Annotated in this window: 26 protein-coding genes; 15 read left to right on the plus strand and 11 right to left on the minus strand. The window is 65.1% G+C overall.

The features are described from left to right. Positions 1–669 carry a response regulator transcription factor gene (locus BRSPCE3_RS34185; RefSeq protein ID WP_244071240.1) on the plus strand — a complete coding sequence of 223 codons (669 nt, stop codon included), beginning with the start codon at positions 1–3 and terminating at the stop codon, positions 667–669. 176 nt (positions 670–845) lie between these two features. After that, positions 846–2,018: a M20 aminoacylase family protein gene (locus BRSPCE3_RS34190; RefSeq protein WP_244071241.1), complete on the plus strand. Its 1,173-nt coding sequence runs from the start codon at positions 846–848 to the stop codon at positions 2,016–2,018. A 164-nt stretch (positions 2,019–2,182) separates the two neighbouring features. Here the strand turns inward: BRSPCE3_RS34190 and BRSPCE3_RS34195 are convergent, their stop codons facing one another. Both BRSPCE3_RS34195 and BRSPCE3_RS34200 read right to left on the minus strand, forming a co-directional pair. Then, the gene (locus BRSPCE3_RS34195; protein ID WP_244071244.1) at positions 2,183–3,211 is read right to left on the minus strand and encodes an agmatine/peptidylarginine deiminase; all 1,029 of its coding nucleotides are present in this window, start codon (positions 3,209–3,211) and stop codon (positions 2,183–2,185) included. Between the two features lie 99 nt (positions 3,212–3,310). After that, positions 3,311–3,874, minus strand: a complete 564-nt coding sequence (locus BRSPCE3_RS34200) for a cytochrome b (protein ID WP_244071246.1) — start codon at positions 3,872–3,874, stop codon at positions 3,311–3,313. Between the two features lie 183 nt (positions 3,875–4,057). Here BRSPCE3_RS34200 and murI point away from each other — a divergent pair, with 183 nt between their 5' ends. The 6 genes from murI (at position 4,058) to BRSPCE3_RS34230 (ending at position 9,307) form a co-directional block, all read left to right on the plus strand. Further along, positions 4,058–4,855, plus strand: a complete 798-nt coding sequence (gene murI, locus BRSPCE3_RS34205) for a glutamate racemase (RefSeq protein ID WP_244071248.1) — start codon at positions 4,058–4,060, stop codon at positions 4,853–4,855. A gap of 60 nt (positions 4,856–4,915) precedes the next feature. Further along, entirely contained in the window at positions 4,916–5,692 is a 777-nt protein-coding gene (locus BRSPCE3_RS34210) for an HpcH/HpaI aldolase/citrate lyase family protein (RefSeq protein ID WP_244071251.1), read from the plus strand. Positions 5,693–5,948: 256 nt separating this feature from the next. Continuing rightward, positions 5,949–6,359 (plus strand): cupin domain-containing protein, encoded by a 411-nt coding sequence (locus BRSPCE3_RS34215; protein WP_244071253.1) that lies wholly within the window; start codon positions 5,949–5,951, stop codon positions 6,357–6,359. A 115-nt stretch (positions 6,360–6,474) separates the two neighbouring features. Then, a complete protein-coding gene (locus tag BRSPCE3_RS34220) occupies positions 6,475–7,260 on the plus strand; it encodes an acyltransferase (protein WP_244071255.1) in 786 nt (261 codons plus the stop codon). Positions 7,261–7,529: 269 nt separating this feature from the next. After that, a complete protein-coding gene (gene rpsD / locus BRSPCE3_RS34225; protein ID WP_244071257.1) occupies positions 7,530–8,147 on the plus strand; it encodes a 30S ribosomal protein S4 in 618 nt (205 codons plus the stop codon). A gap of 92 nt (positions 8,148–8,239) precedes the next feature. Continuing rightward, positions 8,240–9,307 carry a low specificity L-threonine aldolase gene (locus BRSPCE3_RS34230; protein WP_244071259.1) on the plus strand — a complete coding sequence of 356 codons (1,068 nt, stop codon included), beginning with the start codon at positions 8,240–8,242 and terminating at the stop codon, positions 9,305–9,307. Positions 9,308–9,406: 99 nt separating this feature from the next. On the opposite strand, the gene BRSPCE3_RS34235 is transcribed toward BRSPCE3_RS34230, so the two are convergent. Genes BRSPCE3_RS34235 through grxD form a run of 4 tightly spaced genes read right to left on the minus strand, consistent with a single transcriptional unit; the run spans position 9,407 to position 12,881 of the window. Continuing rightward, entirely contained in the window at positions 9,407–10,669 is a 1,263-nt protein-coding gene (locus tag BRSPCE3_RS34235; protein ID WP_244071261.1) for a serine hydrolase, read from the minus strand. Between the two features lies 1 nt (position 10,670). Then, positions 10,671–11,951 (minus strand): serine hydrolase, encoded by a 1,281-nt coding sequence (locus BRSPCE3_RS34240; RefSeq protein WP_244071263.1) that lies wholly within the window; start codon positions 11,949–11,951, stop codon positions 10,671–10,673. Positions 11,952–12,000: 49 nt separating this feature from the next. Beyond that, positions 12,001–12,552 carry an O-acetyl-ADP-ribose deacetylase gene (locus BRSPCE3_RS34245; protein ID WP_244071333.1) on the minus strand — a complete coding sequence of 184 codons (552 nt, stop codon included), beginning with the start codon at positions 12,550–12,552 and terminating at the stop codon, positions 12,001–12,003. Further along, complete coding sequence (gene grxD / locus BRSPCE3_RS34250; RefSeq protein ID WP_016843475.1) at positions 12,549–12,881, minus strand: Grx4 family monothiol glutaredoxin; 333 nt, start codon at positions 12,879–12,881, stop codon at positions 12,549–12,551. Before grxD ends, BRSPCE3_RS34245 begins: the two co-directional genes overlap by 4 nt. Before the next feature lie 294 nt (positions 12,882–13,175). Between grxD and egtB the strand changes: the two genes are divergently transcribed. The 3 genes from egtB to BRSPCE3_RS34265 are packed head-to-tail and all read left to right on the plus strand — an operon-like array spanning position 13,176 to position 15,879. Then, a complete protein-coding gene (egtB, locus tag BRSPCE3_RS34255; protein ID WP_244071265.1) occupies positions 13,176–14,432 on the plus strand; it encodes an ergothioneine biosynthesis protein EgtB in 1,257 nt (418 codons plus the stop codon). Positions 14,433–14,485: 53 nt separating this feature from the next. Further along, on the plus strand, positions 14,486–15,454 hold the full coding sequence (gene egtD / locus BRSPCE3_RS34260; protein WP_244071267.1) for an L-histidine N(alpha)-methyltransferase: 969 nt from the start codon (positions 14,486–14,488) through the stop codon (positions 15,452–15,454). 29 nt (positions 15,455–15,483) lie between these two features. Then, positions 15,484–15,879, plus strand: a complete 396-nt coding sequence (locus BRSPCE3_RS34265) for a DUF4345 domain-containing protein (RefSeq protein WP_244071269.1) — start codon at positions 15,484–15,486, stop codon at positions 15,877–15,879. A 9-nt stretch (positions 15,880–15,888) separates the two neighbouring features. Here the strand turns inward: BRSPCE3_RS34265 and BRSPCE3_RS34270 are convergent, their stop codons facing one another. Further along, entirely contained in the window at positions 15,889–17,070 is a 1,182-nt protein-coding gene (locus tag BRSPCE3_RS34270; RefSeq protein WP_244071271.1) for a low temperature requirement protein A, read from the minus strand. Between the two features lie 35 nt (positions 17,071–17,105). Further along, complete coding sequence (locus BRSPCE3_RS34275) at positions 17,106–17,342, minus strand: BolA/IbaG family iron-sulfur metabolism protein (RefSeq protein ID WP_244071273.1); 237 nt, start codon at positions 17,340–17,342, stop codon at positions 17,106–17,108. A gap of 195 nt (positions 17,343–17,537) precedes the next feature. Here BRSPCE3_RS34275 and BRSPCE3_RS34280 point away from each other — a divergent pair, with 195 nt between their 5' ends. Further along, positions 17,538–17,897 (plus strand): DUF427 domain-containing protein, encoded by a 360-nt coding sequence (locus BRSPCE3_RS34280; RefSeq protein ID WP_244071274.1) that lies wholly within the window; start codon positions 17,538–17,540, stop codon positions 17,895–17,897. 118 nt (positions 17,898–18,015) lie between these two features. On the opposite strand, the gene BRSPCE3_RS34285 is transcribed toward BRSPCE3_RS34280, so the two are convergent. Then, entirely contained in the window at positions 18,016–18,189 is a 174-nt protein-coding gene (locus BRSPCE3_RS34285) for a DUF1328 domain-containing protein (protein WP_244071276.1), read from the minus strand. A gap of 185 nt (positions 18,190–18,374) precedes the next feature. Here BRSPCE3_RS34285 and BRSPCE3_RS34290 point away from each other — a divergent pair, with 185 nt between their 5' ends. Beyond that, positions 18,375–19,559 (plus strand): acyltransferase, encoded by a 1,185-nt coding sequence (locus tag BRSPCE3_RS34290; RefSeq protein WP_244071278.1) that lies wholly within the window; start codon positions 18,375–18,377, stop codon positions 19,557–19,559. Positions 19,560–19,562: 3 nt separating this feature from the next. Here the strand turns inward: BRSPCE3_RS34290 and BRSPCE3_RS34295 are convergent, their stop codons facing one another. After that, the gene (locus tag BRSPCE3_RS34295; protein WP_244071280.1) at positions 19,563–22,643 is read right to left on the minus strand and encodes an efflux RND transporter permease subunit; all 3,081 of its coding nucleotides are present in this window, start codon (positions 22,641–22,643) and stop codon (positions 19,563–19,565) included. 33 nt (positions 22,644–22,676) lie between these two features. Beyond that, positions 22,677–23,780: an efflux RND transporter periplasmic adaptor subunit gene (locus BRSPCE3_RS34300; protein ID WP_244071282.1), complete on the minus strand. Its 1,104-nt coding sequence runs from the start codon at positions 23,778–23,780 to the stop codon at positions 22,677–22,679. Positions 23,781–23,916: 136 nt separating this feature from the next. Here BRSPCE3_RS34300 and soxR point away from each other — a divergent pair, with 136 nt between their 5' ends. Continuing rightward, positions 23,917–24,393: a redox-sensitive transcriptional activator SoxR gene (soxR, locus tag BRSPCE3_RS34305; protein ID WP_244071284.1), complete on the plus strand. Its 477-nt coding sequence runs from the start codon at positions 23,917–23,919 to the stop codon at positions 24,391–24,393. 102 nt (positions 24,394–24,495) lie between these two features. Continuing rightward, the gene (locus tag BRSPCE3_RS34310; RefSeq protein ID WP_244071286.1) at positions 24,496–24,756 is read left to right on the plus strand and encodes a GlsB/YeaQ/YmgE family stress response membrane protein; all 261 of its coding nucleotides are present in this window, start codon (positions 24,496–24,498) and stop codon (positions 24,754–24,756) included. Positions 24,757–24,780 lie beyond the last annotated feature (24 nt).

Here is a 24,780-nt window from a genome sequence, read left to right on the forward strand (position 1 = left end):
ATGACCACCGTGACGACGACACCTGCGAAGATTCGGGGCATCTCGATCCTGCTGGTGGACGATCATCCCGTCGTCCGCCAGGGCTACCGGCGCGTGCTCGAGCACCAGGACGATTTTCGCGTGGTGGCCGAGGCCGACAACGCCGCCAATGCCTATCGCGCGTTCAAGGCGCACCAGCCCGACGTGGTCGTGATGGACATCTCGATGCCCGGCGCCAGCGGCCTGGAAGCGATCCGCAACATCCGCGCGCGCGATGCCGACGCCCGCATCCTGGTCTTCAGCATGCACAGCGAAGCGGCCCAGGTGAAGGCGGCGTTCGCGGCCGGCGCGAGCGGCTTCGTCACCAAAGGCAGCGAGCCGGCCGAGCTGATCACCGCCATCCGCTCGGTGGCGCGCGGCGAGCATGCGATGAGCGACGACGTCGCACGCGTGCTCGCGCTGGAAAGCCTGGTGCCGACCCAATCGGCGCTCGACCAGCTCGGCGACCGCGAGATCGAGATCTTGCGACAATTGGCAGCCGGCAGCACCAAGGAGCAGATCGCCGCCAACCTCAATCTCAGCACCAAGACCGTGCAGAACTACCACTACCTGATCAAGGCCAAGACCGGGATGCGGACCGACGCCCAGCTGGTCCGCCTCGCCGTCGAATGCGGGCTGGCGAATTTGTAGACTGTCCCTGTAGCCCGGATGGAGCGAAGCGAAATCCGGGATCGCGCCGCGTGCCGGGCTCCCGGATTGCGCTGCGCTTCATCCGGGCTACGGGCTGGTGCCATTCCCACGTGACATCGCGGCGGGTTACGCTACGCTGCCCACCCACCAAAGCTCACAAGAAACGGACGCTTCCCATGCCCATCGTCAATCGCGTTGCCGCCCTTTCGGATGAAATGGCCGCCTGGCGCCATGACTTCCACGAGAATCCTGAACTGCTTTACGAAGTCCACCGCACCGCCGGCATTGTCGCCGACAGGCTACGCGAGTTCGGCTGCGACGAGGTGGTGACGGGGATCGGGCGCACCGGCGTGGTCGGCGTCATCCGCGGCCGCAAGTCGACCTCGGGCAAGACCATCGGGCTGCGCGCCGACATGGACGCGCTGCCGATCGCCGAGGCCTCGGGCGTCGCCTATGCCTCGAAGGTCCCCGGCAAGATGCACGCCTGCGGCCATGACGGCCACACCGCGATGCTGCTGGGCGCCGCAAAATATCTCACCGAGACCCGCAATTTCGACGGCACCGCGGTGGTGATCTTCCAGCCCGCCGAGGAAGGCGGCGCCGGCGGCAAGGCGATGGTCGACGACGGGCTGATGACCCGCTGGGGCATCCAGGAGGTCTATGGCCTGCACAACATGCCCGGCCTGCCCGAGGGTTATTTCGCGACCACGCCCGGCCCGATGCTGGCCTCGTCGGACACGCTGAAGATCGTCGTCCACGGCAAGGGCGGCCACGCCGGTGCGGCCCCGCACGAGGCGGTCGACAGCGTGCTGATCGGCGCCCAGATCATCAACGCGCTGCAGTCGATCGTGTCGCGCAATGTCGATCCGCTGAAATCGGCGGTCATCTCGATCACCATGTTCGAGGCCGGCGCCGCGTTCAACGTGATCCCGGAGACGGTCACGCTGGGCGGCACCGTGCGCACGCTCGATCCGGGTGTCCGCGATCTGGTCGAGCGCCGGATCGGCGAGGTCGCCTCCAGCATCGCCAAGGCCTATGGCGGATCGGCCGAGACGGACTATGGGCGGATGTACCCGGTGACGCTGAACCACGCGCGCGAGGCCGGCGTCGCCGCCGAGGTCGCCCGTGACGTGGTCGGCGCCGATCGTGTCAACGACAATCTGGTGCCCGTGATGGGCGCCGAGGATTTCGCATTCATGCTGGAGGCGCGTCCCGGCGCGTTCGTGTTCCTCGGCATGGGCGACGGCCCGATGTGCCACCACCCGGCCTACAAGTTCAACGACAACATCCTCGGCCACGGCGCGTCCTACTGGGTGCGGCTTGTCGAGAAGCAGATGCCGGCGGGCTAGAGCATGATCCGGAAAAGTGTGAAGCGGTTTTCCGAAAAAGATCATGCTCCAATCAAGAATCCAAAGCGCGATGACGATTAAACCTGATCTCATCGCGATTTAGCGCCGCGCACGCCGTTTCATGAACCACCTCAAGCACGGCCGCGATCAAATCGCGGCCGTGTTCACAAGCGCGGCTGCTGCTGCGTGGTGCAGTGTATGCCGCCGCCACCGGCGGCGATGCCATCGATGTTGAGCTGGATGATTTCGCGGTCCGGGTACAGATCGCGCAGCTTGTCGCGCGCATTGCTGTCCGCAGCCGGGTCGCCGAATTCCGGCGCGATCACGGCGCCGTTGCAGACGTAGAAATTGATGTAGCCGGCGGCGAAGTCGTTATTGCCGTATTTTGCGCGCCAGGTCGACGGTCCCTGCAGCGCCACGACGTCGAGACGCCGGCCCTTGGCATCTGTCGCACCGCGCAGGATCTCCAGATGTCGTTTCGTCACCGCGTGGTCAAACGACGACGCGTCCGGTTCGAGGCCGGCGACCACGACGCCGGGGCTGGCAAACCGCGCGTAAAAGTCGGTATGCCCGTCGGTGATGTCCTTGCCGGCAATGCCCGGCAGCCAGATGATCTTGTCGAGCCCGAGGACGCGGGACAGTTCAGCTTCGCATTGGTCCTTGGACACACCCGGATTGCGATTTGGGTTGAGGACGCAGCTCTCGGTGATGATGGCGGTCCCCTCACCGTCGACTTCGATCCCGCCGCCTTCCAGCACCAGGCCGGCCTTGACGAACACCGCCTTCGCGGCCCTGGCCACCCGCTCTGCGACCGCCGCATCGAGCGCATGGCGCTGCTTGTTGCCCCAGCCGTTGAAGTTGAAACCGATCGCGCCAAGCTGCCCCGACGCATCGCTGACAAAGACCGGCCCGGTGTCGCGCATCCAGACGTCATCGACCGGCTGCACGACGAGGCTGACCGCAGGGCCGCAAAGCCGCGCAGCGATGTCGTGATCCTCCTCGCGCACCAGCATGTTGACGCGTTCATAGGCCGCAATGGTCTTGGCAATGCCGGCGAGATTGTTGCGCGCAACCGGCAGCAACTTGCCGCCCCAGATCGCGGCACTGGCGCCAAACGCCATCCAGGTGGCGGCATGCGGCGCCCCCTCGTCCGGCATCCGCCAGTTCGCGTTGTCCCGCGCAGGATCGTTCATGAGCATTCGAGCCGCGATGGCCGCCCCATTCGTCACAGGGTAGCGCAATTCTCCCCGCGCCGGCGACCGCTTTGCAACGCCGGAGCGGACCGCGCGCGCCTAATGCGCGGGGTCGGCCTCACCCGCCCCCACCATCCGCACCGCGACGCGGTCGCGCCTGACGAAATGATGGAAGGCCACCGCCGCGAGGTGCAGCACGATCAGTGCCAGCAGCACATAGGCGAAAAAGATGTGGCGATGCTCAAAGGCATCTGCCGCCGCCTTGTCGGGCGAAGTGATCTGGGGAACGTGGAACAGGCCGAAGAAGCTCGAATAGTCCTGCGCGCGGGAGCCGGAATGCGCCCAGCCCAGCATCGCCACCAGGATGGTGACGGCGTAAAGCGCACCATGGCTGACCCGGGCGGCGATCCGCTGCCACGAGGGCATGTCGGCCGGCAGCGCAGGCGTCGGGTTGACGCCGCGCCAGAGCAGCCGCAGCACGGTGAGGAGCAGCACCAGATAGCCGATGTCGGCATGGATCGAGCGGTAGAAGAACTTGTCCGCCCGCGCCGGGATGTGGTTCATCCACCAGCCATAGGCCAGCATGCCGATGATGGCGATGCCGAGCACCCAGTGGAATGCGCGGGCGAGCGAGCCCCAGCTTGCGGTCGTATTGCGGATCATGGTCAATTGGTCCCCGGCGGCCCCAGTTGGATTTCACACGTCGCAGCAATAGTTTGCCGTGATACTTGCAGGTATTGGCCAAAGCCATATGAAATTCCCGCCTTCACCGCCTTTTGTCGGCCGCAGAGGCCGGATAGCCAAAAACAACTGAATGGTAACCCTGCCTCGGATAGACTTTTCACCGTGTCCACTCCCCCGACCATCCTGGTGTTCGATTCCGGCCTCGGCGGCCTCACCGTGCTGCGCGAGATCGTCCGCGCCCGGCCCGACGCCCACTATGTCTACGTCGCCGACGACGCCTTCTTCCCTTACGGCCACCACGGCGAGGACGAGATCATCGCCCGCGTGGTGCCGCTGGTCGGCGAGTTGATCGAGGCCCACGCGCCCGATCTCGTGGTGATCGCCTGCAACACGGCGTCGACGCTGGTGATGTCGCATCTGCGCGATGCCTATCCCTTGCCCTTCGTCGGCACGGTGCCGGCGATCAAGCCGGCCTGCGCACAGTCGAGGACACGGCGCGTCTCGGTGCTCGGCACCAGGGGCACCGTGAAGCGGGAATACACCCGCAAGCTGATCTCGGATTTTGCGCAGGGCTGCGAGGTAACGCTGGTCGGCTCAGGCGAGCTCGCCTCGCTGGCGGAAGCAGCCCTCAGCGGCGCGCGCGTGCGCGACGAGGACATCGCCGCCGAGCTTGCGCCCTGCTTCATCGGCGACGGCGCCAACGACCCCGCCCGCACCGACACCGTGGTGCTCGCCTGCACGCATTACCCGCTGCTGCTGGAACGCCTGGCCAGGCTCGCGCCCTGGCCGGTCGACTGGATCGATCCGGCACCGGCGATCGCCCGCCGGGTCGCCGACCTGCTCGGCCCGGCCGGCTCGGAGAGCGACGAGGCCGGCGCCGAGATGATCTTCACCTCGAAGCGCCCGCATGCGCTGAGTGAGGCACTGACGCCGTTCTTCGGCGGCCGTGTTCCGGCCTGATCCTTTTCGCCGTCACCATGGGCTGCTAGCTTCCCCTCGCCTCATCGAGGGAGCACTGCATTGACCTCAGCACCGCTGACGCCGCTCAACCGCCTGCGCCAGGCCTGGCGCGACAAGCGCCCGACCTTCGGCGCGATCGCGACCATTCCGAGCATCCAGACCGTTCAGATCATGGCGCAGTCGCTGGACTGGATCATCGTCGATCTCGAGCACGGCCCGATCGACCTCGGCACCGCGCATGCGATGATCGTGGCGACGTCGGGCACGCCTTGCGTGCCGATGGTGCGGATCGCGGCCAACGAACCGCACCTCGCCAAGGCCCCGATGGATATCGGCGCGCTCGGCATCAACTTCCCGATGATCTGCACCCGCGCGGACGCGGAGAAAGCCGTGCGCAGCGTGCGCTATCCGCCGAAGGGCGACCGGCTCTGGGGTCCCTTCCATGCGCCGTTCCGCTGGGGCGTCTCGATGAACGACTACATGGCGACCGCCGACGACGACATGATCTGCATCATCACGATCGAGCATGTCGATGCCGTGAACCGGATCGACGAGATCATGGCGACGCCGGGCATCGACCTCGCCGTGATCGGCCCCGGCGATCTCGCCACCTCGATCAACAAGCGCGGCCTGCCGGACGATCCCGAAGTGGTCGCGCTGATGCAGCGCGCCGAGCAAGGCATCATGAAGAGCGGCGTGCCGATCGGCGGCGTGGCGCGCACCGCCGAGCAGGCCAATGCGATGATCGACCGCGGCTACCTTGCGCTCGCGCTCGGCTTCGACTGGTCGCTGTTCCAGCGCGGCATCGCCGCCGCGTTCGCCGGGATCAGGCGCTGAGCGAGCATCGCGGCTGAAGAAGTTCCTTCACGTTCATGAACGCACCGCAGCGCGCCGGCGACAAACTGAACGGTGCGCACTGCAATTGCCTGAACAGCCTGTAAGCCCTGTGTAAGCCCGGCCGCGCATAAATCCTCGACAGCCTGCGCACTTGGATGAACGGACTAATCCCAATGTCGAAAGCCTACATCACACATCGCCTGCTTTTCGCCGGGATTCCGCGCTGCTAGAGTTTCGGCGGTTGGGAGGAAAATGCATGTTCAGGAAATTGCTGCTCGGTCTCTCCGTGATTGCCTTTGCCGGTGCCGGCGCTGCCTTTGTCGATGCTGGCGCTGCCTTGGCGCAGCAGAGCGGTATCAAGCGAACGCCGTTGCAGAAAGTCGACTTCCCGGCGGGGTACAACACGGTGACCGCGATTGCCGAGGTTCCAGCCGGGGGTGCGTCGGGGCGTCACACCCATCCCGGTGCGGAAACCGGCTATGTGCTCGAAGGCGAGCTTGAGCTTCTGATCGACGGCCAGCCGCCGTTGAAGCTGAAGGCCGGCGATTCCTACCAGATCCCGGAAGGCGCGGTGCACGACGCCAAGACTTCCGGCGACAAGCCGCTCAAGGTGCTCGGTGTCTATGTGGTCAAGGCCGGCGAGCCCTTGGCAAAACCCGCGCCGTGAGCCGAACCAATTGATCTCTGACCAGTTGGTACACCTCAGCTTCAGGTGCGGTGAGCAACGATTGAACGCGCCGGACCTTTGATTTTGCCTGTTTGCAGGGACGTGAACCAATCAGATGCGCGGTAAATTTCGTCGAATTTCATTGCCGCGCCGTCTCGTCGCCGATCTGATGCACGCATCGGCCGGCGTGCCGCTGGTCTCCCTGACGCGCACCCTGAACGTCCGCGCGGTGGTCGAGGCCCGCGCTCGCGCAGCGCAAGCGCCGGGCTGGGCCGCCATCTTCGTCAAGGCGTTCGCGCTGGTCGCCAAAACCGATCCGACACTGCGCACGCTGCACGTCAAATGGCCCTGGCCCTGCCTCTATGAGCTGCCGCGCAGCGTCGGCATGGTGGCCGTTGCGCGCGTTGAGAAGGGTGAGGACTGCGTGCTGTTCGAGCGCGTCTGCGCCGCCGACGAGATGGCACTGGCCGAGGTCGACACGCTGATCCGGCGTGCCAAGACCGCGCCACTGAACGAGATCCCGTCCTTTCGCAAAACGCTCTGTGTGACGCGGCTGCCGTTTCCGCTGCGCCGCCTGGCCTGGGCGATCGGGATGAATTTCGGCCGCCAGCGCGCCAATTTCTGCGGCAGCTTCGGCGTGACCTCGGTCGCGGCCTATGGCCCCGGCGAGCTGCACGCGTTGAGCCCGGGGCCGTTCCTGCTGAGCTATGGCGCGATCAAGCCGGACCACACCGTCGACGTGGTGCTGCGCTGGGACCACCTGGTCTGCGATGCCGCCCTGATCGCGAAGACGCTAACCCGGCTGGAGCAGATGCTGGGCGGCGAAATCGCCGCGGAATTGGCCGCGATCCGGCCACAAGCCGAGGCCCGGCCGGTGCGAGCGGCCGGGAACCGCCTTTGAGGCGCAAAACTGGCCAATTTTGACGCCGATTCGGCCCAAAATGCCCTGCGTTTTGTTTGACAGGACCGGACTTTCTCCTTAAGACCACCCTTGCTCGCGGGCCGGTTTTCGGCCCGCGATGCGTTTCGCGACCCGTGGTTCTCCCCGAGCTTTCGAGGCGGACCTGTCGGTGCAGGCCTTTTGGCCGGTACACAGGAGGGCGCGTCTCCTCAAACCTGAAACTGACAAAACGCCTGTCGCTGGGTGCGACGGCTATCAAAGAGGACGCGATGACAAAGCGCAGTGAGGCGAAGTACAAGATCGATCGCCGCATGGGCCAGAATATCTGGGGCCGCCCGAAGAGCCCCGTGAACCGCCGCGAATACGGCCCCGGCCAGCACGGCCAGCGCCGCAAGGGCAAGCTCTCCGACTTCGGCGTGCAGCTCCGCGCCAAGCAGAAGCTCAAGGGCTACTACGCCAACATTTCCGAGCGCCAGTTCCACGGCATCTATGTCGAGGCCAGCCGCCTGAAGGGCGACACCGGCGAGAACCTGATCGGTCTGCTCGAGCGCCGTCTCGACACCGTGGTCTATCGTGCCAAGTTCGTCGCCACGATGTTCGCCGCGCGCCAGTTCATCAACCACGGCCACGTCAAGGTGAACGGCCGCAAGGTCAACATCGGCAGCTACAAGCTGAAGATCGGCGACACCATCGAGGTCAAGGAATCCTCCAAGCAGCTCACCCCGGTGCTGGAAGCCGCCCAGCTGCCCGAGCGTGACCTGCCCGACTTCCTCGAGGTCGATCACGGCAAGATGACCGCGAAGTTCGTCCGCATCCCGGCGCTCGGCGACGTGCCGTTCCCGGTGCAGATGGAGCCGCATCTGATCGTCGAATTCTATTCGCGCTGATCACAGCACGCATGCGAGATCCGAAAGGCCCCGGTTTTGCCGGGGCCTTTTTGTTTGGCTAAAGTCGGTGCACATCGACCGAGAGAGACATCATGCACTACACCCCTGCCCAGCCCGATCCGAAGGCGCCCGCCGTCCGCATCAACCTGTTGTCGGACACGCAAACGAAGCCGACGCCCGCGATGCGCGAGGCGATGGCGAAGGCTGCGGTCGGCGACGAGCAGGTCGGCGACGATCCGACCACCAACGAGCTCAACGCCCGCGTCGCCGACCTGCTCGGCAAGGAAGCCGCGGTGTTCATGCCGTCGGGCACGATGTGCAACGTCGCCGCGACGCTGGCTTATTGCCGCCCGGGCGACGAGATCCTGGCGCACGCGACCGCGCATATCATCGCGCGCGAGGGCGGCGCACATGCGGCGCTCGGCGGTTTCCAGGTCACACAGCTGCCGGGCGATGACGGCCAGTTCACGCCGGAGACGTTTCGCGCCGCGCTGCATCCGCGCACCCGCTACCAGCCGCCGCAGGTGCTGGTCAGCGTCGAGCAGACCGCCAATATCGGCGGCGGCACGATCTGGAAGAAGGCTGCGCTCGACGAGGTCGTGCGCATCGCCAAGGCCAACGGGCTGGTGACACACATGGACGGCGCGCGGCTGTTGAACGCAACCGTCGCCTCCGGCATCTCGCCGCGCGACATGACCGCGGGCTGGGATTCCGCCTGGATCGATTTCTCCAAGGGCCTCGGCGCGCCGATCGGCGGCGTGATCGCCGGCACCCGCGCCTTCATCGACGACGTCTGGCGCTGGAAGCAGCGGCTCGGCGGCTCGATGCGGCAGTCCGGCGTTTGTGCCGCCGCCTGCATCTACGCGCTCGATCACCATGTCGATCGCCTCGCCGACGACCACGCCAATGCGCGGGCGCTGGCGCGCGGACTGTCGCAGATCAACGGCATCGCGGTGCAGGCGCCCGAGACCAACCTCGTGTTCTTCAAGCCCGACGGCGCCGGCGTATCCGGCGACAAGATGGTCGCCGAGCTGCGCAAGCGCGGCGTGACGCTCGCGATGATGGACGGCCGGATCAGGGCCTGCACGCATCTCGACGTGTCAGCGGCGATGATCGAGGAAGCCGTCGATCACGTCAGGGACATCGTGCGGGCGGCGTAGATCCGTAGCCCGGATGGAGCGTAGCGAAGTCCGGGGACGCGTCCCTGCGGATCGAGCTATCCCGGATTGCACTACGCTCCATCCGGGCTACGAAGCGCCTCAGCGTCCCATCGCCTGGTAGATCAGTGTCTTCAGCTCCTGCTGGATCCGGCCGCGCTGGGTCGGCGTCTGCACCATGAAGATCCCGAACAGATCGTCGGCGGGATCGATGAAGAAAAAGGTGCCGCCGACGCCGTCCCAGCGATATTCGCCGAGCGGCCAGGACGTATTCTCCGGCACCGAGGTGCGCACCGCGAAGCCGAGGCCGAAGCCGGAGTTCGGCCCCGGATAATAGTTCTTGTCGCGCACCACGCCGGTCTCCGGACCGATATGGTCCCGCGCCATCAGCGCAATGGTCTCGCTCTTCAGATAGCGCCGCCCCTCATAGAGGCCGCCGCTCAACAGCATCTGCGAGAAGCGTGCGTAGTCGCCGATGGTGCCGACCATGCCGCCGCCACCGGATTCCCGTCGCAGCGGCTGGCGCGGGTCGCTGACGTCGGCGACCGGACTGATGGTGCGATCCTTCGGCATCGGCTCGGCGATCAGCGGCCATTTCGCGGGGTCGGCGACATAGAACGCGGTTTCGTTCATCCCGAGCGGGCCGAGCAGCCGCTCCTTCTCGACCTGAAACAGGGATTTGCCCGTGATCACCTCGATGATGCGGCCGAGCACGTCGGTGGAATGGCCGTAGTCCCATCGCGTGCCGGGTTGCTCGGCGAGCGGCAACGCGGTGAGCCGCGCCACGAATTCGGCATTGTCGGGATCGTCGTTGAACAGACCGGCATCGGCGTAGGTCTTGTTGACGACGCCGCCGCCATAATAACCGTAGGGCAGACCCGCCGTGTGGCGCATCAGGTCTTCGATGGTCACCGGGCGCTTGAGCGGCTCCAGCGACATCGTCGCCTTGCCTTCATCGCCGCGCTTTTCCACGCCGACCTTCATGTCGGCAAAGGCCGGGATGTATTTCGACACGGGCTCGCTGAGGGCGAGCTTGCCCTCCTCCACCAGCATCATCGCGATGACCGTCGTGATCGGCTTCGACATCGAATAGAGCCGGAAGATGGTATCCGCGCTCATCGAGAACTCGGTCGCAACGTCGCGGACCCCGAAATTCTGGTAATAGACCGGCTTGCCGTGCTGCTGCAGCAGCAGGATTGCGCCCGGAATCTTCCCGCTCGCGATCTCGTTCCTGACATAGTCGGAGACCTTGGCGAGACCCCCCGCCGAGAAGCGGTGCGCGGCCGCTCCCTCCGAGCCGGCCTTCGCGCTCGTTGCGATCAGCGCGAGCACGAGTGCCGCGACGACCGCGCGGCACCCACGCATATCAGTTCTCCATGGCTTCATAGACGAGCAGCTTCAGGGTCCGCTGGATGCGCTGGCGCTCGCTCGGCGTCTGCTCCAGCAGGACGAAGAAGAAGTCCTGCTTGCGGTCGATGATATAGTAGCAGCCGCTGGCGCCGTCCCATTTCAGCTCGCCGAGATCGCCGGGCGGCGGCGGCTTGGCATTGCCGGGATCGGTACGCACCGCGATGCCGAGCCCGAAGCCGAAGCCATCGCCGGGAAAGTAGAAGAAGTCGCGCTCGACGCCGGAGCCCGCGCCGACACGGTCGGTCGTCAGCTCCTTGAACGTCTCGGGCTTCAGGATGGTCTTGCCGTCGAGCGTGCCGCCATTGAGCAGCATCTGGGCGAAGCGCGAATAATCCGCCATGGTCGACACCATGCCGCCGCTCGCGGACTCCCACTTCTTGACCTTGGTCGGATCGTTGACCCGGCCGACCCGGAAATCGCTGTCGTTCGGCATCGGCTCGGCCATCAGCTTCTGCTTTTCGGGATCGGTGACGAAGAAGCCGGTGTCCTTCATGCCGAGCGGGCCGAGCAGCCTTTCCTGCTCGATGGTCGAGAGCTTCTCGCCGGTGGCCACTTCCATCACGCGCGCCAGGATGTCGGTGGAGTGGCCGTATTGCCAGAGCGCGCCGGGCTGGTTGTGCAGCGGCAGCCTGGCGATCCGCTCGGCGAATTCAGCGAGATCGAAATCGCCGCCATAGATGTCGGCTGCCTTGTAGGCCTTGCGGACCAGGCTGTCGCCATAGAAGCCGTAAGTGATGCCGGACGTATGCGTCATCAGATCGAGGATCGTGATAGGCCGCTTCAACGGCACCAGCTCGAGCGTCTTGGTGCCGTCCTCGGCCTTCTTCTCGACGCCGACCTTCATGTTGGCAAAGGATGGAATGTATTTCGAGACGGGATCGTCGAGCTTGTACTTGCCCTCCTCCAGCAGCTGCATCGAGGCCACGGCGGTGATCGACTTGGACATCGACGCCAGGCGGAAGATGGTCTTGTCCGTAATCGGCACCTTGCTGGCCACGTCCTGCACGCCAAAGGCCTCGTGATAGACCGGCTTGCCGTGCTGCTGGATCAGGACGATGGCGCCGGGAATCTTGCCGGTCGCGACCTCGTTCTTGAAGAACTCGCCGATCTTGGCGAGCTTGTCGGGATTGAAATGCGCGCCCGCCGGAATCTCATAGGTGCCCTCGGCGCGCGCAGGCGGCGCCGCCAGCACCACCGCTGTGGCCACGGCCGCGCACGTCAAACGAAATGAATGCATTTGATGTATCCCTCTCCGGAAATCACGGAGAAGTGTAGCGGCGGTATCATCAGGCACAAGGGCTCCCAAAGGCGTCCAGGACGTCCTGATGCAGCTCGCCGCTTTGGGCGGAGAAGCAGCAGAAGGTCACCTGCGCAAGACCTGGGGCCGAAGGCAGGGCATCGACAACAGTTTTGACGGCGATTTTGGCGGCCCGATCAGCCGGGAAGCGAAAGACGCCGGTCGAAATCGCCGGAAACGCAACCGAAGCCAAATTGCTGGCGCGGCAAAGCTCAATGCTGCGGCGATAGCAAGACGCCAAATGGGCGTCCTCTCCACGGTTGCCGCCATACCAGATCGGACCAACGGCATGGATCACGTGCTTCGCAGGGAGCCGATAACCCTTGGTGATCTTGGCATCACCCGTTGCGCAGCCGTTGAGTGTTCGACACTCGTCAAGCAATTCGGGCCCGGCCGCGTCGTGGATCGCGCCGTCGACGCCGCCGCCCCCAAGCAGCGAGGAATTGGCCGCGTTGACGATGGCGTCAACGCGGAGCGTCGTGATGTCGGTAACGATGACGTCGAGCCGCGCCTTGCCGATCCGGCGCGCGGTCAAGGTCAGGCGGCCACGTCGACCGGGATGCCCTTGTCGGCAAACAGCTGCTGCAATTCACCGGCCTGGAACATCTCGCGGATGATGTCGCAACCGCCGACGAACTCGCCCTTCACATAGAGCTGCGGAATCGTCGGCCAGTTCGAATAGACCTTGATGCCGTTGCGCAGCTCGGCCGATTCGAGAACGTTGAGACCTTTGTAACCGACACCGATGTGGTCGAGTATCTGCACGACCTGACCGGAAAACCCGCACTGCGGGAATTGCGGCGTGCCCTTCATGAACAGCACGACGTCGTTCGACTTCACTTCGTTGTCGATGAATTGCTCGATGCTCATTTTCGCTTCCTTCGGGGGCGGCGCTCTCAGGCCTTAACGGGCCGGCCCGCCCTTCTAACCCGTGACTGGCTATATATGTAGCTCAAACCATTGTGCATCCAAAGCAAAATGGCGGAATTCTGGCATGCGGCGGGGGCTGGGCGGCGGCCTAAAAGGCGCCGGGATTATCTGACGGGCCCAATATCATCATGGGGGGAGGCTTTTTTCCCGTAACGGAGCCCCTATCTAGGACGAACTGTCCGTCAGGAACCAGATTGCCGAAGCAACGTTCTCCCCGTCGAATCGGAGACCCTCGTGACGAAACCAGCCTCTGCCGTGGCCGCCACCCATTCTGCGGCCTCCCCGTCACTATCCTCCGAATCCGGGCCGCTCGCCCAGCGCCTGGTCGACGCCTATCGCGCGGTCCGCGACGAGACCGAGCGCAGGGTCGCGCCGCTGTCCCCCGAGGACCAGCTGATCCAGTCGATGCCGGATGCGAGCCCCGCCAAGTGGCACCGCGCCCATACGACCTGGTTCTTCGAGCAGTTTCTGCTCGGCGAGCATGTCAAAGGCTACACGCCGTTCCACCCGGACTACGCCTATCTGTTCAATTCCTATTACGTCAGCGCCGGCCCGCGGCATGCCCGACACCAGCGGGGCCATCTGACCCGCCCGACCGCAGACGAAGTCACCGCCTACCGCCGCCATGTCGACGCCGAGGTGGTGAAGTTCTTCCAGACCGCCACGACGGAGAAACTCGAAGCGCTGGTGCCGCTGGTCGAGGTCGGCCTCAATCACGAGCAGCAGCATCAGGAGCTGATGTACACCGACATCCTGCATGCGTTCGCGCAGAACCCGATCCCGCCGGCCTACGATCCGGCCTGGCGCTTCCCGGCGTCGCACCGCGGCGCCGACCAATGGGTGACGCTCAACGAAGGCATCCACACCGTCGGCCATGCCGACGACAGCTTCCATTTCGACAATGAGAAGCCCGCGCATCGCGCGCTGGTCGGTCCGGTGAAGCTCGCGAAAAACCTCGTCAGCAATGCCGACTGGCTCGCCTTCATGAAGGACGGCGGCTATTCCACCGCCACGCTGTGGCTGATGGACGGCTTCGGCACCGCGAGCAACGAGGGCTGGCAGGCGCCCGGCCATTGGCGCCAGATCGACGGCGAATGGAAGATCATGACGCTGGGGGGCCTGCAGCCGGTCGACCCAAAGGCCCCGGTTTGCCACGTCAGCTATTACGAGGCCGACGCCTTCGCCCGCTGGGCCGGCAAGCATCTGCCGACCGAGATGGAGTGGGAGGTCGCGGCCCGCGCCGGCCTGCTGAACGACGCCTACGGCATCGTCTGGCAGTGGACCCGCAGCGCCTATTCGCCCTACCCGGGCTACCGCGCGATCGAAGGCGCGCTCGGTGAGTACAACGGCAAGTTCATGGTCAACCAGCTCGTGCTGCGCGGCTCGTCGCTGGCGACGCCGTCAGGTCACAGCCGCGTCACCTACCGCAACTTCTTCTATCCACACCATCGCTGGCAATTCACGGGGTTACGCCTCGCAGACTATGCCTGATTGAGTCCTGTCGACATCGATAACGCGTCGGTAAGCGCGTTCGGGAGAGTATCATGAATGTGCATGCCGCCGCTTTGGCCAAAGCGTATCCATTCGACGAAGCGACCTCGGCATTTGCCGGCGATGTGATCGGCGATCTCGCCCGTCACCCGAAACGGCTGTCGCCGAAATATTTCTACGATGCCGCCGGCTCGGAGCTGTTCGAGCAGATCACGGTGCTGCCGGAATATTATCCGACGCGCACCGAGCTCGGCATCCTGCGCGACCGCGGCGACGAGATCGCCGCGATCATTCCGGAAGGTGCCGCGCTGGTCGAGTTCGGCGCCGGCGCGACCACCAAGGTGCGGCTGCTGCTCGAGCATTGCGAATTCGCAGCCTATGTGCCGGTCGACATCTCCGGCGACTTCCTGAAGGCCCAGGCCGATGGCCTGCGCAAGGATTTCCCCGGGCTCGGCATCTACCCCGTCGCGGCCGATTTCACCACGCCGTTCGCGCTGCCCGAGGCGGTCGCCGACATGCCGAAGGTCGGCTTCTTCCCGGGCTCGACGCTCGGCAATTTCGAGCCGAGCGAGGCCCTGGCCTTCCTGCGCAGCGCGCGAAAAATCCTCGGCCACGGCGCGCAGATGATCATCGGCGTCGACCTCGAGAAGGACGAGCGCGTGCTGTACGACGCCTATAACGACGCGGCCGGCGTCACCGCGCGCTTCAACCTCAATGTGCTGGTTCGCATCAACCGCGAGCTCGGCGGCAATTTCGACCTGTCGGGCTTCACTCATCGCTCGATCTACAACCGCGACCGCCATCGCATCGAGATGCACCTGATCAGCCGCAAGGCGCAGACCGTGCGCATCCTTGGCAACACCTTCGCGTTCCGCCCGGGCGAGAGCATTCACACCGAGAACAGCTACAAGTACTCGCTCGAGCGTTTCACCGCGCTGGCCCGCAGCGCGGGCTGGACGGTGCGCGAAAGCTGGACCGACGCCAACACCATGTTCTCGGTGCACGCGCTGGTGGCGGAGTAGCACGGGGACCAGGAGACGGGGCGACGATCATGGGCCGGCGTGCACTGCAGGTCGCAACGGTGGTGCTCGCCCTCATTCCGATCCTTACCGGCATCATCACCATGCTCGGCGTGAGCGACCCGCTCTACGCCTCATCCGGCGTTCCGGCGTTGCCGGTGCTCGACAGCAACCTGCGCTTCTTCGGCGGGGTCTGGCTTGGCCTCGGCCTCGCACTGCTCTGGCTGGTGCCGCGGATCGAGAGCGAAAGCGTCCTGTTTCGCGTGGTGTGGGGCGGCATCTTCCTCGGCGGAATCGGCAGAGTGCTGTCGATGCTGATGGTAGGCCTGCCACCGCTGCCCTTCGTGGGCTTCACCGCGCTCGAAGTGATCGGCGCACCATTGTTCGTCTATTGGCAGCACCGCGTGGCGACCGCCGGCCGCAGCTAGCGGCCGCTGTTATTCCTCTTCACCCGTCGAGCGCAGCGAAATCGACTCCCATGCCGCGACCACGATCATGATCGCGGTGGTGACGATCGAGAGCATCAGCGGCGACATGTCATGCCCAAAATACGCCGTGATCGCCAGCGCGATGATGCCGACGCCGTGCGAGAGCTGCAGGAAACTGCGGATCACATATTTGAACAGGATGGTCCCGACCAGGAACAGCGCGGGGCCGCCGACCGAGCTCACGATCGTCTTGAGGTCGGAATGGCCGCCGGGGTGCTTCAGCACCAGTTCGTCGGCGACCGCGGTAAGGATGATGCCGCCGACGATCGGCATGTGCAGATAGGTGTAGGCGATCCGCGCCACGCGGCCGGATTCCTCGGACCTGGAGATCATGTCCGAGCCGGCCTCGGCGCCCTTGTGGAAATAGATCCACCACATCGCGATGCTGCCGACCAGTGCCGAGATGAAGGCGGCGACATTCTCCGGCGTCCAGGTCAACTCGGCGAAGGTCGCGCCGTCGACCACGATCGCCTCGCCGAGCGCGATGATGATGAAGCCGGCGCAGCGCTCGGCCATGTGGCCGCCCTCGACCGACCAGGCCTCCATCGAGGAGAAGCCCAGTCTCGGGGTCCAGAACCGCGCGGCCGGCGCGATATATTCGATGGTCAGCGCCGCGATCCACAGCCACATCCGCGTCTCGTGCTCGGCGAAGCCGCCGAGAATCCACAGCACGGCCGAGCCGGACAGCCAGGTCAGGATGCGAATCGCGTTGTGGCGCACCGCGGTCCGGCGCCGCGGCGTCGCCAGCAGCCAGAACGCGGTGCGGCCGACCTGCATCGCCGCATAGGTCCCGGCGAACCACAGCCCGCGGCCCTCGAAGGCGGTCGGGATCGAGGTCGACAGCAGCAGCCCGCCCAGCATCAGGACGAACAGCAGCAGGCGGACCGGCGTCAGGTCGGGATTGAGCCAGTTGGTGACCCAGGTGGTGTAGACCCACACCCACCACACCGCGAGGAACAGCACCGTGACCTGCACCGCCCCCAATGGGGTGAAGTGGTGCAGCAGGGTATGCGACAGCTGCGTGACGGCGAAGACGAAGACGAGATCGAAGAACAGCTCGGCATTGGTGACGCGGCTGTGCTGGTTCGGCACGATGACGCGAAACATCGCGCCGCGCGGATTGTCTGCCATCGCTCGAGGCCCCCGCCCGCCGGTCGCCGTCGGGCCTAGCCTTCCGGCACCCCGGTCTGCAAGGCCAGTGCGTGCAGCACGCCGCCCATCTGGCCCTTCAGCGACTGATAGACGATCTGGTGCTGCTGGACGCGGGACTTGCCGCGGAATGACTCGGATATGACAGCGGCCGCGTAATGGTCGCCGTCGCCGGCCAGATCGCGGATCGTTACCTCGGCATCGGGAATCGCTGCCTTGATCATCGATTCGATATCACGGGCGTCCATCGGCATCCCAGTCCACCTCCGTCAGGTCGTCGAATCAGGGCCGATTCGGCCAAGAACCTAAGAAAGAACCTAAGATAAAACCTACCGCTTGGGGTCTTCTAGGTCATCCCGGGCACACTATATTCCCATTCGCAGCGATTTAAACCTGCATCAATCGGTCACAAGCCATCACGCCGAAATGACCAGAAGAGGCGCAGCATTATGAAGCTCCCCGGCCCCGACCATCCGATCACGATCACCCCCAATGCCAAGCGCGTCCGCGTCACCGCCGATGGCGTCGTGATCGCCGAGACCACCCATGCGCTGACCTTGAAGGAAGCGAGCTATCCGGCCGTGCAATACGTCCCCCGGCAGGACGCCAATATGGAGCTGTTGACCCGCACCGAACGGACCACGCATTGCCCCTACAAGGGGGACGCGAACTACTTCAGCATCAAGGCCAACGGCAAGACGCTGGACAATGCGATCTGGACCTATGAGGAGCCCTTTCCGGCCATGACCGAGATTGCCGGCCACCTCGCCTTCTATCCTGACAAGGTGAAGATCGAGGAAGTCGCCTAGGCGGTCTCGCCCGCCAAGGGCGGCGGATCTCGCCCGTGGCGCGCGTGTCCCAAGCCTGAAGACGGCGATGCCCGGCAAGACCCGGGCATCACGACGGAAGCGTTCGGCCGGATCGCGGCTAGACCCTGAAGATCGTGAGCCCGAGGACCAGGAGCACCAGGAAGATCGCGACGAAGACGTAGAACAGGAAGCGTGCGATGTCGGCGGAGGCGGCTGAAATACCGGTGAAGCCGAGCAAGCCCGCGATGATCGAGACGACCAGGAAGATCAACGCCCATTTCAGCAGTGTCATTGCTTGCTCCACAAACCGCGCGCGCCTCGCGCGTCCGCCGATAACGCCGGCTTCCCAGCCCGGTTCCAAAACGAAACAAATGCACCGAGATGACCGACCTCGACACCACGGAAACGAGCCGATTGGGCCTTGCTGAATCGAGTTCCCGACTGCAACATCAGGCTGCAGACCCGGCTGGGGGCACCATGAAATCGATTGCTCACGCGGCTCCGGCCGTCGACGTCCAGGCAGCACCGAAGCTCCACAAGCGCAATGTCGCCCTGGACCGTGCACGCACCTTCCTGACGCTGGTCGTGCTGCTGCACCACGCCGTGATTCCCTACACCTATTTCGGACACACCGACCCGACGTCGTGGATCGGCTTCGACTGCGTGGTGCTCGCCACCGACAGCTTCTTCATGGCGATGTTCTTCTTCCTGTCGGGGCTGTTCGTCTGGCCCGGGCTCGGCCACAAGCCGTGGCTGATCTTCCTGCGCGACCGGCTGCTGCGGCTCGGCCTGCCCTTCGTGGTCTGCGCGGTCACCGTGATCCCGATCGCCTACTACGCGATCGCGCTGCGCGCGACGCCGGACCTGACCTTCTCCGAGTTCTGGTGGAAGACCATGACGGTCGGGCCATGGCCGAGCGGTCCGATCTGGTTCGTCTATGTCCTGATGACCTTCGATCTCACGGCGAGTGTTCTGTACCGGGTGTCGTCGCGCCTGCTCGACCCGATCAACCGTCTCTCGATCAAGGGATTTGAACGTCCTTCGAAGTTCTGGCTGTTCCTTGTCGTGGTCAGCGCCGCCGTCTACCTGCCGATGCTGGTCGCCTACGGCCAGAACTACTGGTTCGAGTTCGGACCGTTCTCGGTGCAGGCCAGTCGCGTGCTGCTGTATGCGTGCTATTTCTTCATTGGCGCGGGGATCGGGGCGGCAAACCTCGAAGGCGGCGTGCTCAGCGCACACGGACGGCTGACCGAGCGGCGCTGGTTCTGGACCGGCATCACGCTGATCCCCTACTGCATGATGTGGGTGATGATCTACATCAAGCGCCAGATAATCGGTAACCCCGATCCGCTGCCGGGCTGGTATCTCGCGATCTACGGCAGCTTCTACGTGCTGTTCTCTGCCTCGATTCTGTTTGCGATCCTGGCTTACTTCCTGCAATCGAAGGCGTCGGGCCCGACGCTGCTCGACCGCATGCAGGGCGACGCCTACGGCATGTTCCTGGTGCACTATCCGATCGTGCTGTGGCTGCAATACTGGCTGTTCGACATGGATCTGCCGGCGATCGCCAAGGCCGCGATCGCCTTCTTCGCCACGATAGCGCTGAGCTGGGCCGCCACCGCAGTGCTGCGCAGGATTCCCGGCTCGAAATACGTGCTGTAGAGACTACGCCGCGATCTCGTCCCTCACCGCCACGCGCTCCAGATGCGGGGCGGCGGCGGCACGATGGTCGCGGGCGATCAGGATGTAGAAGGTCGGCAGCACGAACAGCGTGAACAGGGTGCCGATCAGCATGCCCATCACCACGACGATGCCGATGGCGAAGCGGCTCGCCGCGCCGGCACCGTCGGCATAGAGCAGCGGCGCGAGGCCCGCGACCATCGCAGCCGTCGTCATCAGCACCGGCCGCATCCGCACCGCGGCGGCTTTCTGGATCGCGGCGACCCGGTCGAGCCCTTCATGGTGCTGGATCTCGTTGGCGAAGCTCACCATCAGGATGCCGTGCTTGGAGATCAGCCCGATCAGGGTGACGAGGCCGATCTGGGTGTAGATGTTCAAGGTCGTGAAGCCGAAATACAGCGGCAGCAGCGCGCCGCAGACCGCGAGCGGCACCGTGACCATGATGACGAGCGGATCGCGGAAACTTTCGAACTGCGCCGCCAGCACCAGGAAGATCACGATCAGTGCCATGCCGAAGGTCACGATCAGGCGGTTGCCCTCCTGGACATATTGCCGGCTGTCCGACAGCCAGTCGACGGTCATGCCAGGCGACAGCTTTTGTGCCTGCATGAACGACACCGCCTGCCCCATGGTGACGCCGGGCTTCAGCACCGCCGAGATCGTCGCCGCATTCATCTGGTTGAACTGCGGCAGCCGGTTCGGCTCCGGCTTGACGTTGACCTTGATCACCGTCGACAGCGGGAACATCTGCCCCGAGCTCGAACGCACGTTGAAGCTGCCGAGATTTTCCGGCGTGACCCGGTCGGCCTGGCGCACCTGCGGAATCACCTCGTAGGAGCGTTCGAAGAAGTTGAAGCGGTTGACGTAATTTTCGCCGACCAGCACCGCGAGCGTGTCGGCGATGGTCTGCATGCTGACGCCGGCCTCGGCCGCCTTGGCGTGATCGATGGTGATCCGCGCAGTCGGACTGTCGAACGCCAGATCACTGTCGACGAAGGCAAACAGCCCGCTCTTCCAGGCCGCCCCCTTCAGCGTCTCGACCTCCTGATAGATGGTGGCGAAATCGCCGGCCGAGCGCACCACCATCTGGAACGGCAGGCCGCCGGTCGCCGCCGGCAACGCGGCCGGCTGGAACGGCGTCACGCTGGCGCCGAGCACGCCGTAGGACGTGCCGTAGAGCTGGTTCTGGATATCGTTGGCGGAGCGCTTGCGCTTGTCCCAATCGGTCAGGGTGATGCCGCCGAAGGCATGGTTCTGTCCGTCGGTACCGTTGATGAACCAGCTCGCGTGGTATTCGGGAAACGAGCGAAACAGCTGCTCGATCTGGTCGGACGAGCGCGTGGTGTAGTCCACGCTGGCATATTGCGGCGCGCGGAGCACGGTGAACACATAGCCCTGATCCTCCGAGGGCGCGAGTTCGCGCTGGCTGCCGAGGAACAGCACCACGATCGCCGCCAGCACGGCGAATGCCACCAGCAGCACCGCGGTGCGCATCTTCAGCGTGGCGGCCAGGAGCCGGCTGTAGCCGCGCGACAGCTTTGAGAACTGATGCTCGACGAAGCGGGCAAACCGGCCGTGCGAGGTCGCCTCGCCCAGGAGCTGCGCGCTCATCATCGGCGACAGGGTCAGCGCGATGACGCCCGACACCACCACCGCGCCCGCCAATGTGAAGGCGAATTCGCGGAACAGGCTGCCGGTCAGGCCGCCCATCAGGCCGATCGGCGCGTAGACCGCCGCAAGTGTGATCGTCATCGCGATCACCGGACCGACGATCTCGCGCGCACCGATCAGAGCCGCGTCACCCGGGCTCAGGCCCTCCTCGATGTGGCGATGGATGTTCTCGACGACGACGATGGCATCGTCGACCACGAGCCCGATCGCCAGCACCATCGCCAGCAGGGTCAGCAGATTGATGGAGAAGCCGAGCGCCAGCATCATCGCGGCGGTGCCGACCAGCGACAGCGGCACGGTGACGACAGGGATCAGCACCGAGCGAAACGATCCGAGGAACAGCAGGATCACCACCACGACGATCGCGATCGCCTCGACCAGCGAGTGCTGCACCTCTGAGATCGAGGCCTTGACGAAGTGCACGATGTTGAAGACGTCGGCGACCTGCAATCCGGGCGGCGCGACGCGGTTGAGGTCCTCGATCACCTTGGCGGTGGCGGCGACGATCTCCAGCGGGTTGCCGTCGGGGGTCGGCTGCACCGCGATGTAGACCGTCGGCCTGCCGCTGTCGCGCGCATTGGAATCGTAATTCTCGCCGCCGATCTCGAGCGTCGCGACGTCGCCGAGCCGCACCAAGCCGCCGCCGGCCGTGCCGGTCTTGATCACCATCTTGCGGAAATCGTCGAGATTGCGCAGGTCGGTCGCCGCGGTGATGTTGGTGACGGTCATCTCGCCGCGCAGCCGCCCGGGCGCCGCCTGCACGTTGTTGGAGCGCAGCGCGGCGGAGATATCCGCCGCGGTCAGGCCGCGTGCTGCGAGCTTGAACGGATCGATCCACACCCGCATCGCCAGCGGCGATCCGCCCGAGGTTTCGGCCGACGCCACGCCCGGCACCGAGGTCAGCAGCGGCTGCGCCACGCGGGTGGCGAAGTCGGTGATCTGCGCCGGCGTCAGCGTGTCGCTGGTGAAGGCGATGTACTGCACCGCCGATGCGCCGTCGGTGATCTTGGTGATGACGGGGTCGAACACGCCGGCCGGCATCCGGTACTTGACCTGCTGCACCTTGGCGAGCACCTCGGTCATGGCGCGGTCGGCATTGGCGTTGAGCACCAGCTTGGCCTTGATCTGGCTGAGGCCCAGCGTCGAGTTCGAGGTCATGTACTCGATGCCGTTGGCGGTCGCGATCGACTGCGCGATCACCGACGTGACGAAACCCTGCATGACGTCCTGGGTCGCGCCGGGAAACGAGACGTCGACCTGGATCGTTGCGCTCTCCATGCTCGGATATTGCCGCACCGGCAGCGAGACCATGGCTGCGGTGCCGATCAAGAGGATCAGCAGGCTGACCACCGTCGCAAGGATCGGGCGGCGGATGAAGATGTCGGTGAAATGCATGATGCTTGCCTTTGGACGCTTGCCGCTTGCGGGCTAGCGCGTCTCCGTCATCGTCATCTGGACGGCCGCGCCGGGCATGACGCGGAGCTGACCTGCGGTCACGATGTGGTCGCCGGGCGAAAGCCCCTGCTCCACCACGACGCGTTCGCCGATGCGCTGCCCGGTCTTGACCGCAACGCCGATCGCCTTGTTGTCGCGCACGACAAGCACGCTCTCGCCGGATGCGCTGGTCTGGATCGCGGTGACCGGCACCACGATGGCGTCCGCCTGCGGCGGCAGCACCACGTTGACCATCACGAAGAGGCCCGGCCGCAGCAGCCGGTCGGGATTGGAGAACAGAGCCTGCACGAGGACATTGCGGGTATCCTCGGCGACCTGCGGTTCGATGGCGTTGATCCTGGCCTCGAACACCCGATCGGGGAAAGCATCGGTACGGATCGTCACCGCGCCTCCCACCTTCAGATTTGACAGGCGCTGCTGCGGAACGGTGAAATTGGCATAGAGCTGATCGAGCGCAGTCAGCGTAGCGAGCGCATCGCCGGCATTGACGTATTGACCGAGGTTGACCTTGCGCAGGCCGATCTGGCCCGCGAAAGGCGCCCGGATCGTCATCTGCGCGATCTGCGCATCGAGCTGTTCGACCGAGGCGTCGGCCTGCTTGAGGTCCTCCTGGCGCTGCTGCAGCGTCTCCTGGGTCACGAAGCCGGACGGCGCCAGCCCCTGCGAACGCTTCTCCTGCAATTGGGCGAAGCGCCCCTTGGAGACCGCAACCGCGCGCGCGGCGCGCAGCGGCGCATCATAGAGTTGCACCAGCGCTGCGCCCTCAGCGACATCGGTGCCGGCATCGAGATTGATCGCGGTGACGCGGCCGGCAACCTCGGGCGCCAGAATCACCTGGCGCACCGCCTGCAGCGAGCCGATCGCCTCGATCGAGCGCGGCAAGGTTTCGGTCCGCACCACCATCGCCGCCACCGGCGTCGGCGGGGCCTCAGTGGTGGCTTTGGCCGAGGCACTGGATCCACCGGCACGCCATGCCAACAAGGCGGTTACGGCACAGATCAGCAAGACAAGGGTGATGCCGAACGGCTTGGGGCGAAGCCCAAGCCAGCGGCGCGACGAAAATGATGCAGACGGCATTTCGCTTCCAAGAACCAACCCCGGCCTCTCGGCCGGAAGCTTGCCCCTGCAAGCCAGCAGCTGTTATAGAACCTCAAGTAGAGTTGAGGTCAAGGCTCGCAGCTTGCAGGACTTCTAATCCGGGATCTCGAGGCAAATGGCGCTTCCACAGGAGCTTTCGGTCGGCGAAGTTGCGCGACGCAGCGGCCTCGCCGTTTCCACCCTTCACTTCTACGAGAGCAAGGGGCTGATCGCGAGCCGGCGCACCGGCGGCAACCAGCGGCGCTACGCGCGCGGCGTGCTGCGGCGCATCGCGGTGATCAGGATCGCGCAGCGCGCCGGGATTCCACTGGGGGAGATCCGGCAGACTTTCGCCGCGATTCCGCTCGATCGCGCCCCGACCGTGCGCGAATGGGAGCGCGCGATGCGCGCCTGGACCGCGGCGCTGCAGCAACGGATCAGCGATCTCACCGACCTCCGCGACAAGCTGTTCAACTGCATCGGCTGCGGCTGCCTGTCGGTGACCGATTGCCCGCTGCGCAATTGCGACGACAGGCTCGGCGCCCAGGGCCCGGGCCCCCGCATCCTGATCACGGCGGCCGAACGCCGGCAGCGCCGTGGGCGGCAGGCTTGAGCCCCTCGCCAACAAGTTGCGCACAACCTGCCATTGGTCACATGTGGCCATGTGATTCTCGGTTATGCTGGCCGGACTGCTGACCTCAAGGAGAGTCCTGGGATGAACGACCCTCAAGTTGGATGGATCGCCGCAATCATCGTCGGCGGATTGGCCGGCTGGCTCGCCGAGATGTTCATGAAGACCGGAACCGGCATCTTCATGAATATCATCCTCGGCATCGTCGGCGCCGCGCTGGCGAACTGGCTATTGGGTCTGCTCGGCGTGTCGCTCGGCGGGGGATGGATCAGCTATCTCGTCGCCGGCTTCATCGGCGCAGTGATTATCATCTTTGCCTGGCGCGCGATCCGCGGCGCCACCTAGCGCTTGATCCGAAGGATCGCGCCT

The sequence above is a fragment of the Bradyrhizobium sp. Ce-3 genome, assembly GCF_022835695.1.
Classification (GTDB): domain Bacteria; phylum Pseudomonadota; class Alphaproteobacteria; order Rhizobiales; family Xanthobacteraceae; genus Bradyrhizobium.

Excerpts from the sequence above, each read along its gene's own strand:
- BRSPCE3_RS34185 (WP_244071240.1), top strand. The coding sequence starts at position 1 with ATGACCACCGTGACGACGACACCTGCGAAGATTCGGGGCATCTCGATC.
- BRSPCE3_RS34190 (WP_244071241.1), top strand. The coding sequence starts at position 846 with ATGCCCATCGTCAATCGCGTTGCCGCCCTTTCGGATGAAATGGCCGCC.
- BRSPCE3_RS34195 (WP_244071244.1), bottom strand. The coding sequence starts at position 3,211 with ATGAACGATCCTGCGCGGGACAACGCGAACTGGCGGATGCCGGACGAG.
- BRSPCE3_RS34200 (WP_244071246.1), bottom strand. The coding sequence starts at position 3,874 with ATGATCCGCAATACGACCGCAAGCTGGGGCTCGCTCGCCCGCGCATTC.
- BRSPCE3_RS34215 (WP_244071253.1), top strand. The coding sequence starts at position 5,949 with ATGTTCAGGAAATTGCTGCTCGGTCTCTCCGTGATTGCCTTTGCCGGT.
- BRSPCE3_RS34220 (WP_244071255.1), top strand. The coding sequence starts at position 6,475 with ATGCGCGGTAAATTTCGTCGAATTTCATTGCCGCGCCGTCTCGTCGCC.
- rpsD (WP_244071257.1), top strand. The coding sequence starts at position 7,530 with ATGACAAAGCGCAGTGAGGCGAAGTACAAGATCGATCGCCGCATGGGC.
- BRSPCE3_RS34230 (WP_244071259.1), top strand. The coding sequence starts at position 8,240 with ATGCACTACACCCCTGCCCAGCCCGATCCGAAGGCGCCCGCCGTCCGC.
- BRSPCE3_RS34235 (WP_244071261.1), bottom strand. The coding sequence starts at position 10,669 with ATGCGTGGGTGCCGCGCGGTCGTCGCGGCACTCGTGCTCGCGCTGATC.
- BRSPCE3_RS34240 (WP_244071263.1), bottom strand. The coding sequence starts at position 11,951 with ATGCATTCATTTCGTTTGACGTGCGCGGCCGTGGCCACAGCGGTGGTG.
- grxD (WP_016843475.1), bottom strand. The coding sequence starts at position 12,881 with ATGAGCATCGAGCAATTCATCGACAACGAAGTGAAGTCGAACGACGTC.
- egtD (WP_244071267.1), top strand. The coding sequence starts at position 14,486 with ATGAATGTGCATGCCGCCGCTTTGGCCAAAGCGTATCCATTCGACGAA.
- BRSPCE3_RS34265 (WP_244071269.1), top strand. The coding sequence starts at position 15,484 with ATGGGCCGGCGTGCACTGCAGGTCGCAACGGTGGTGCTCGCCCTCATT.
- BRSPCE3_RS34270 (WP_244071271.1), bottom strand. The coding sequence starts at position 17,070 with ATGGCAGACAATCCGCGCGGCGCGATGTTTCGCGTCATCGTGCCGAAC.
- BRSPCE3_RS34275 (WP_244071273.1), bottom strand. The coding sequence starts at position 17,342 with ATGCCGATGGACGCCCGTGATATCGAATCGATGATCAAGGCAGCGATT.
- BRSPCE3_RS34280 (WP_244071274.1), top strand. The coding sequence starts at position 17,538 with ATGAAGCTCCCCGGCCCCGACCATCCGATCACGATCACCCCCAATGCC.
- BRSPCE3_RS34285 (WP_244071276.1), bottom strand. The coding sequence starts at position 18,189 with ATGACACTGCTGAAATGGGCGTTGATCTTCCTGGTCGTCTCGATCATC.
- BRSPCE3_RS34290 (WP_244071278.1), top strand. The coding sequence starts at position 18,375 with ATGAAATCGATTGCTCACGCGGCTCCGGCCGTCGACGTCCAGGCAGCA.
- BRSPCE3_RS34295 (WP_244071280.1), bottom strand. The coding sequence starts at position 22,643 with ATGCATTTCACCGACATCTTCATCCGCCGCCCGATCCTTGCGACGGTG.
- BRSPCE3_RS34300 (WP_244071282.1), bottom strand. The coding sequence starts at position 23,780 with ATGCCGTCTGCATCATTTTCGTCGCGCCGCTGGCTTGGGCTTCGCCCC.
- soxR (WP_244071284.1), top strand. The coding sequence starts at position 23,917 with ATGGCGCTTCCACAGGAGCTTTCGGTCGGCGAAGTTGCGCGACGCAGC.
- BRSPCE3_RS34310 (WP_244071286.1), top strand. The coding sequence starts at position 24,496 with ATGAACGACCCTCAAGTTGGATGGATCGCCGCAATCATCGTCGGCGGA.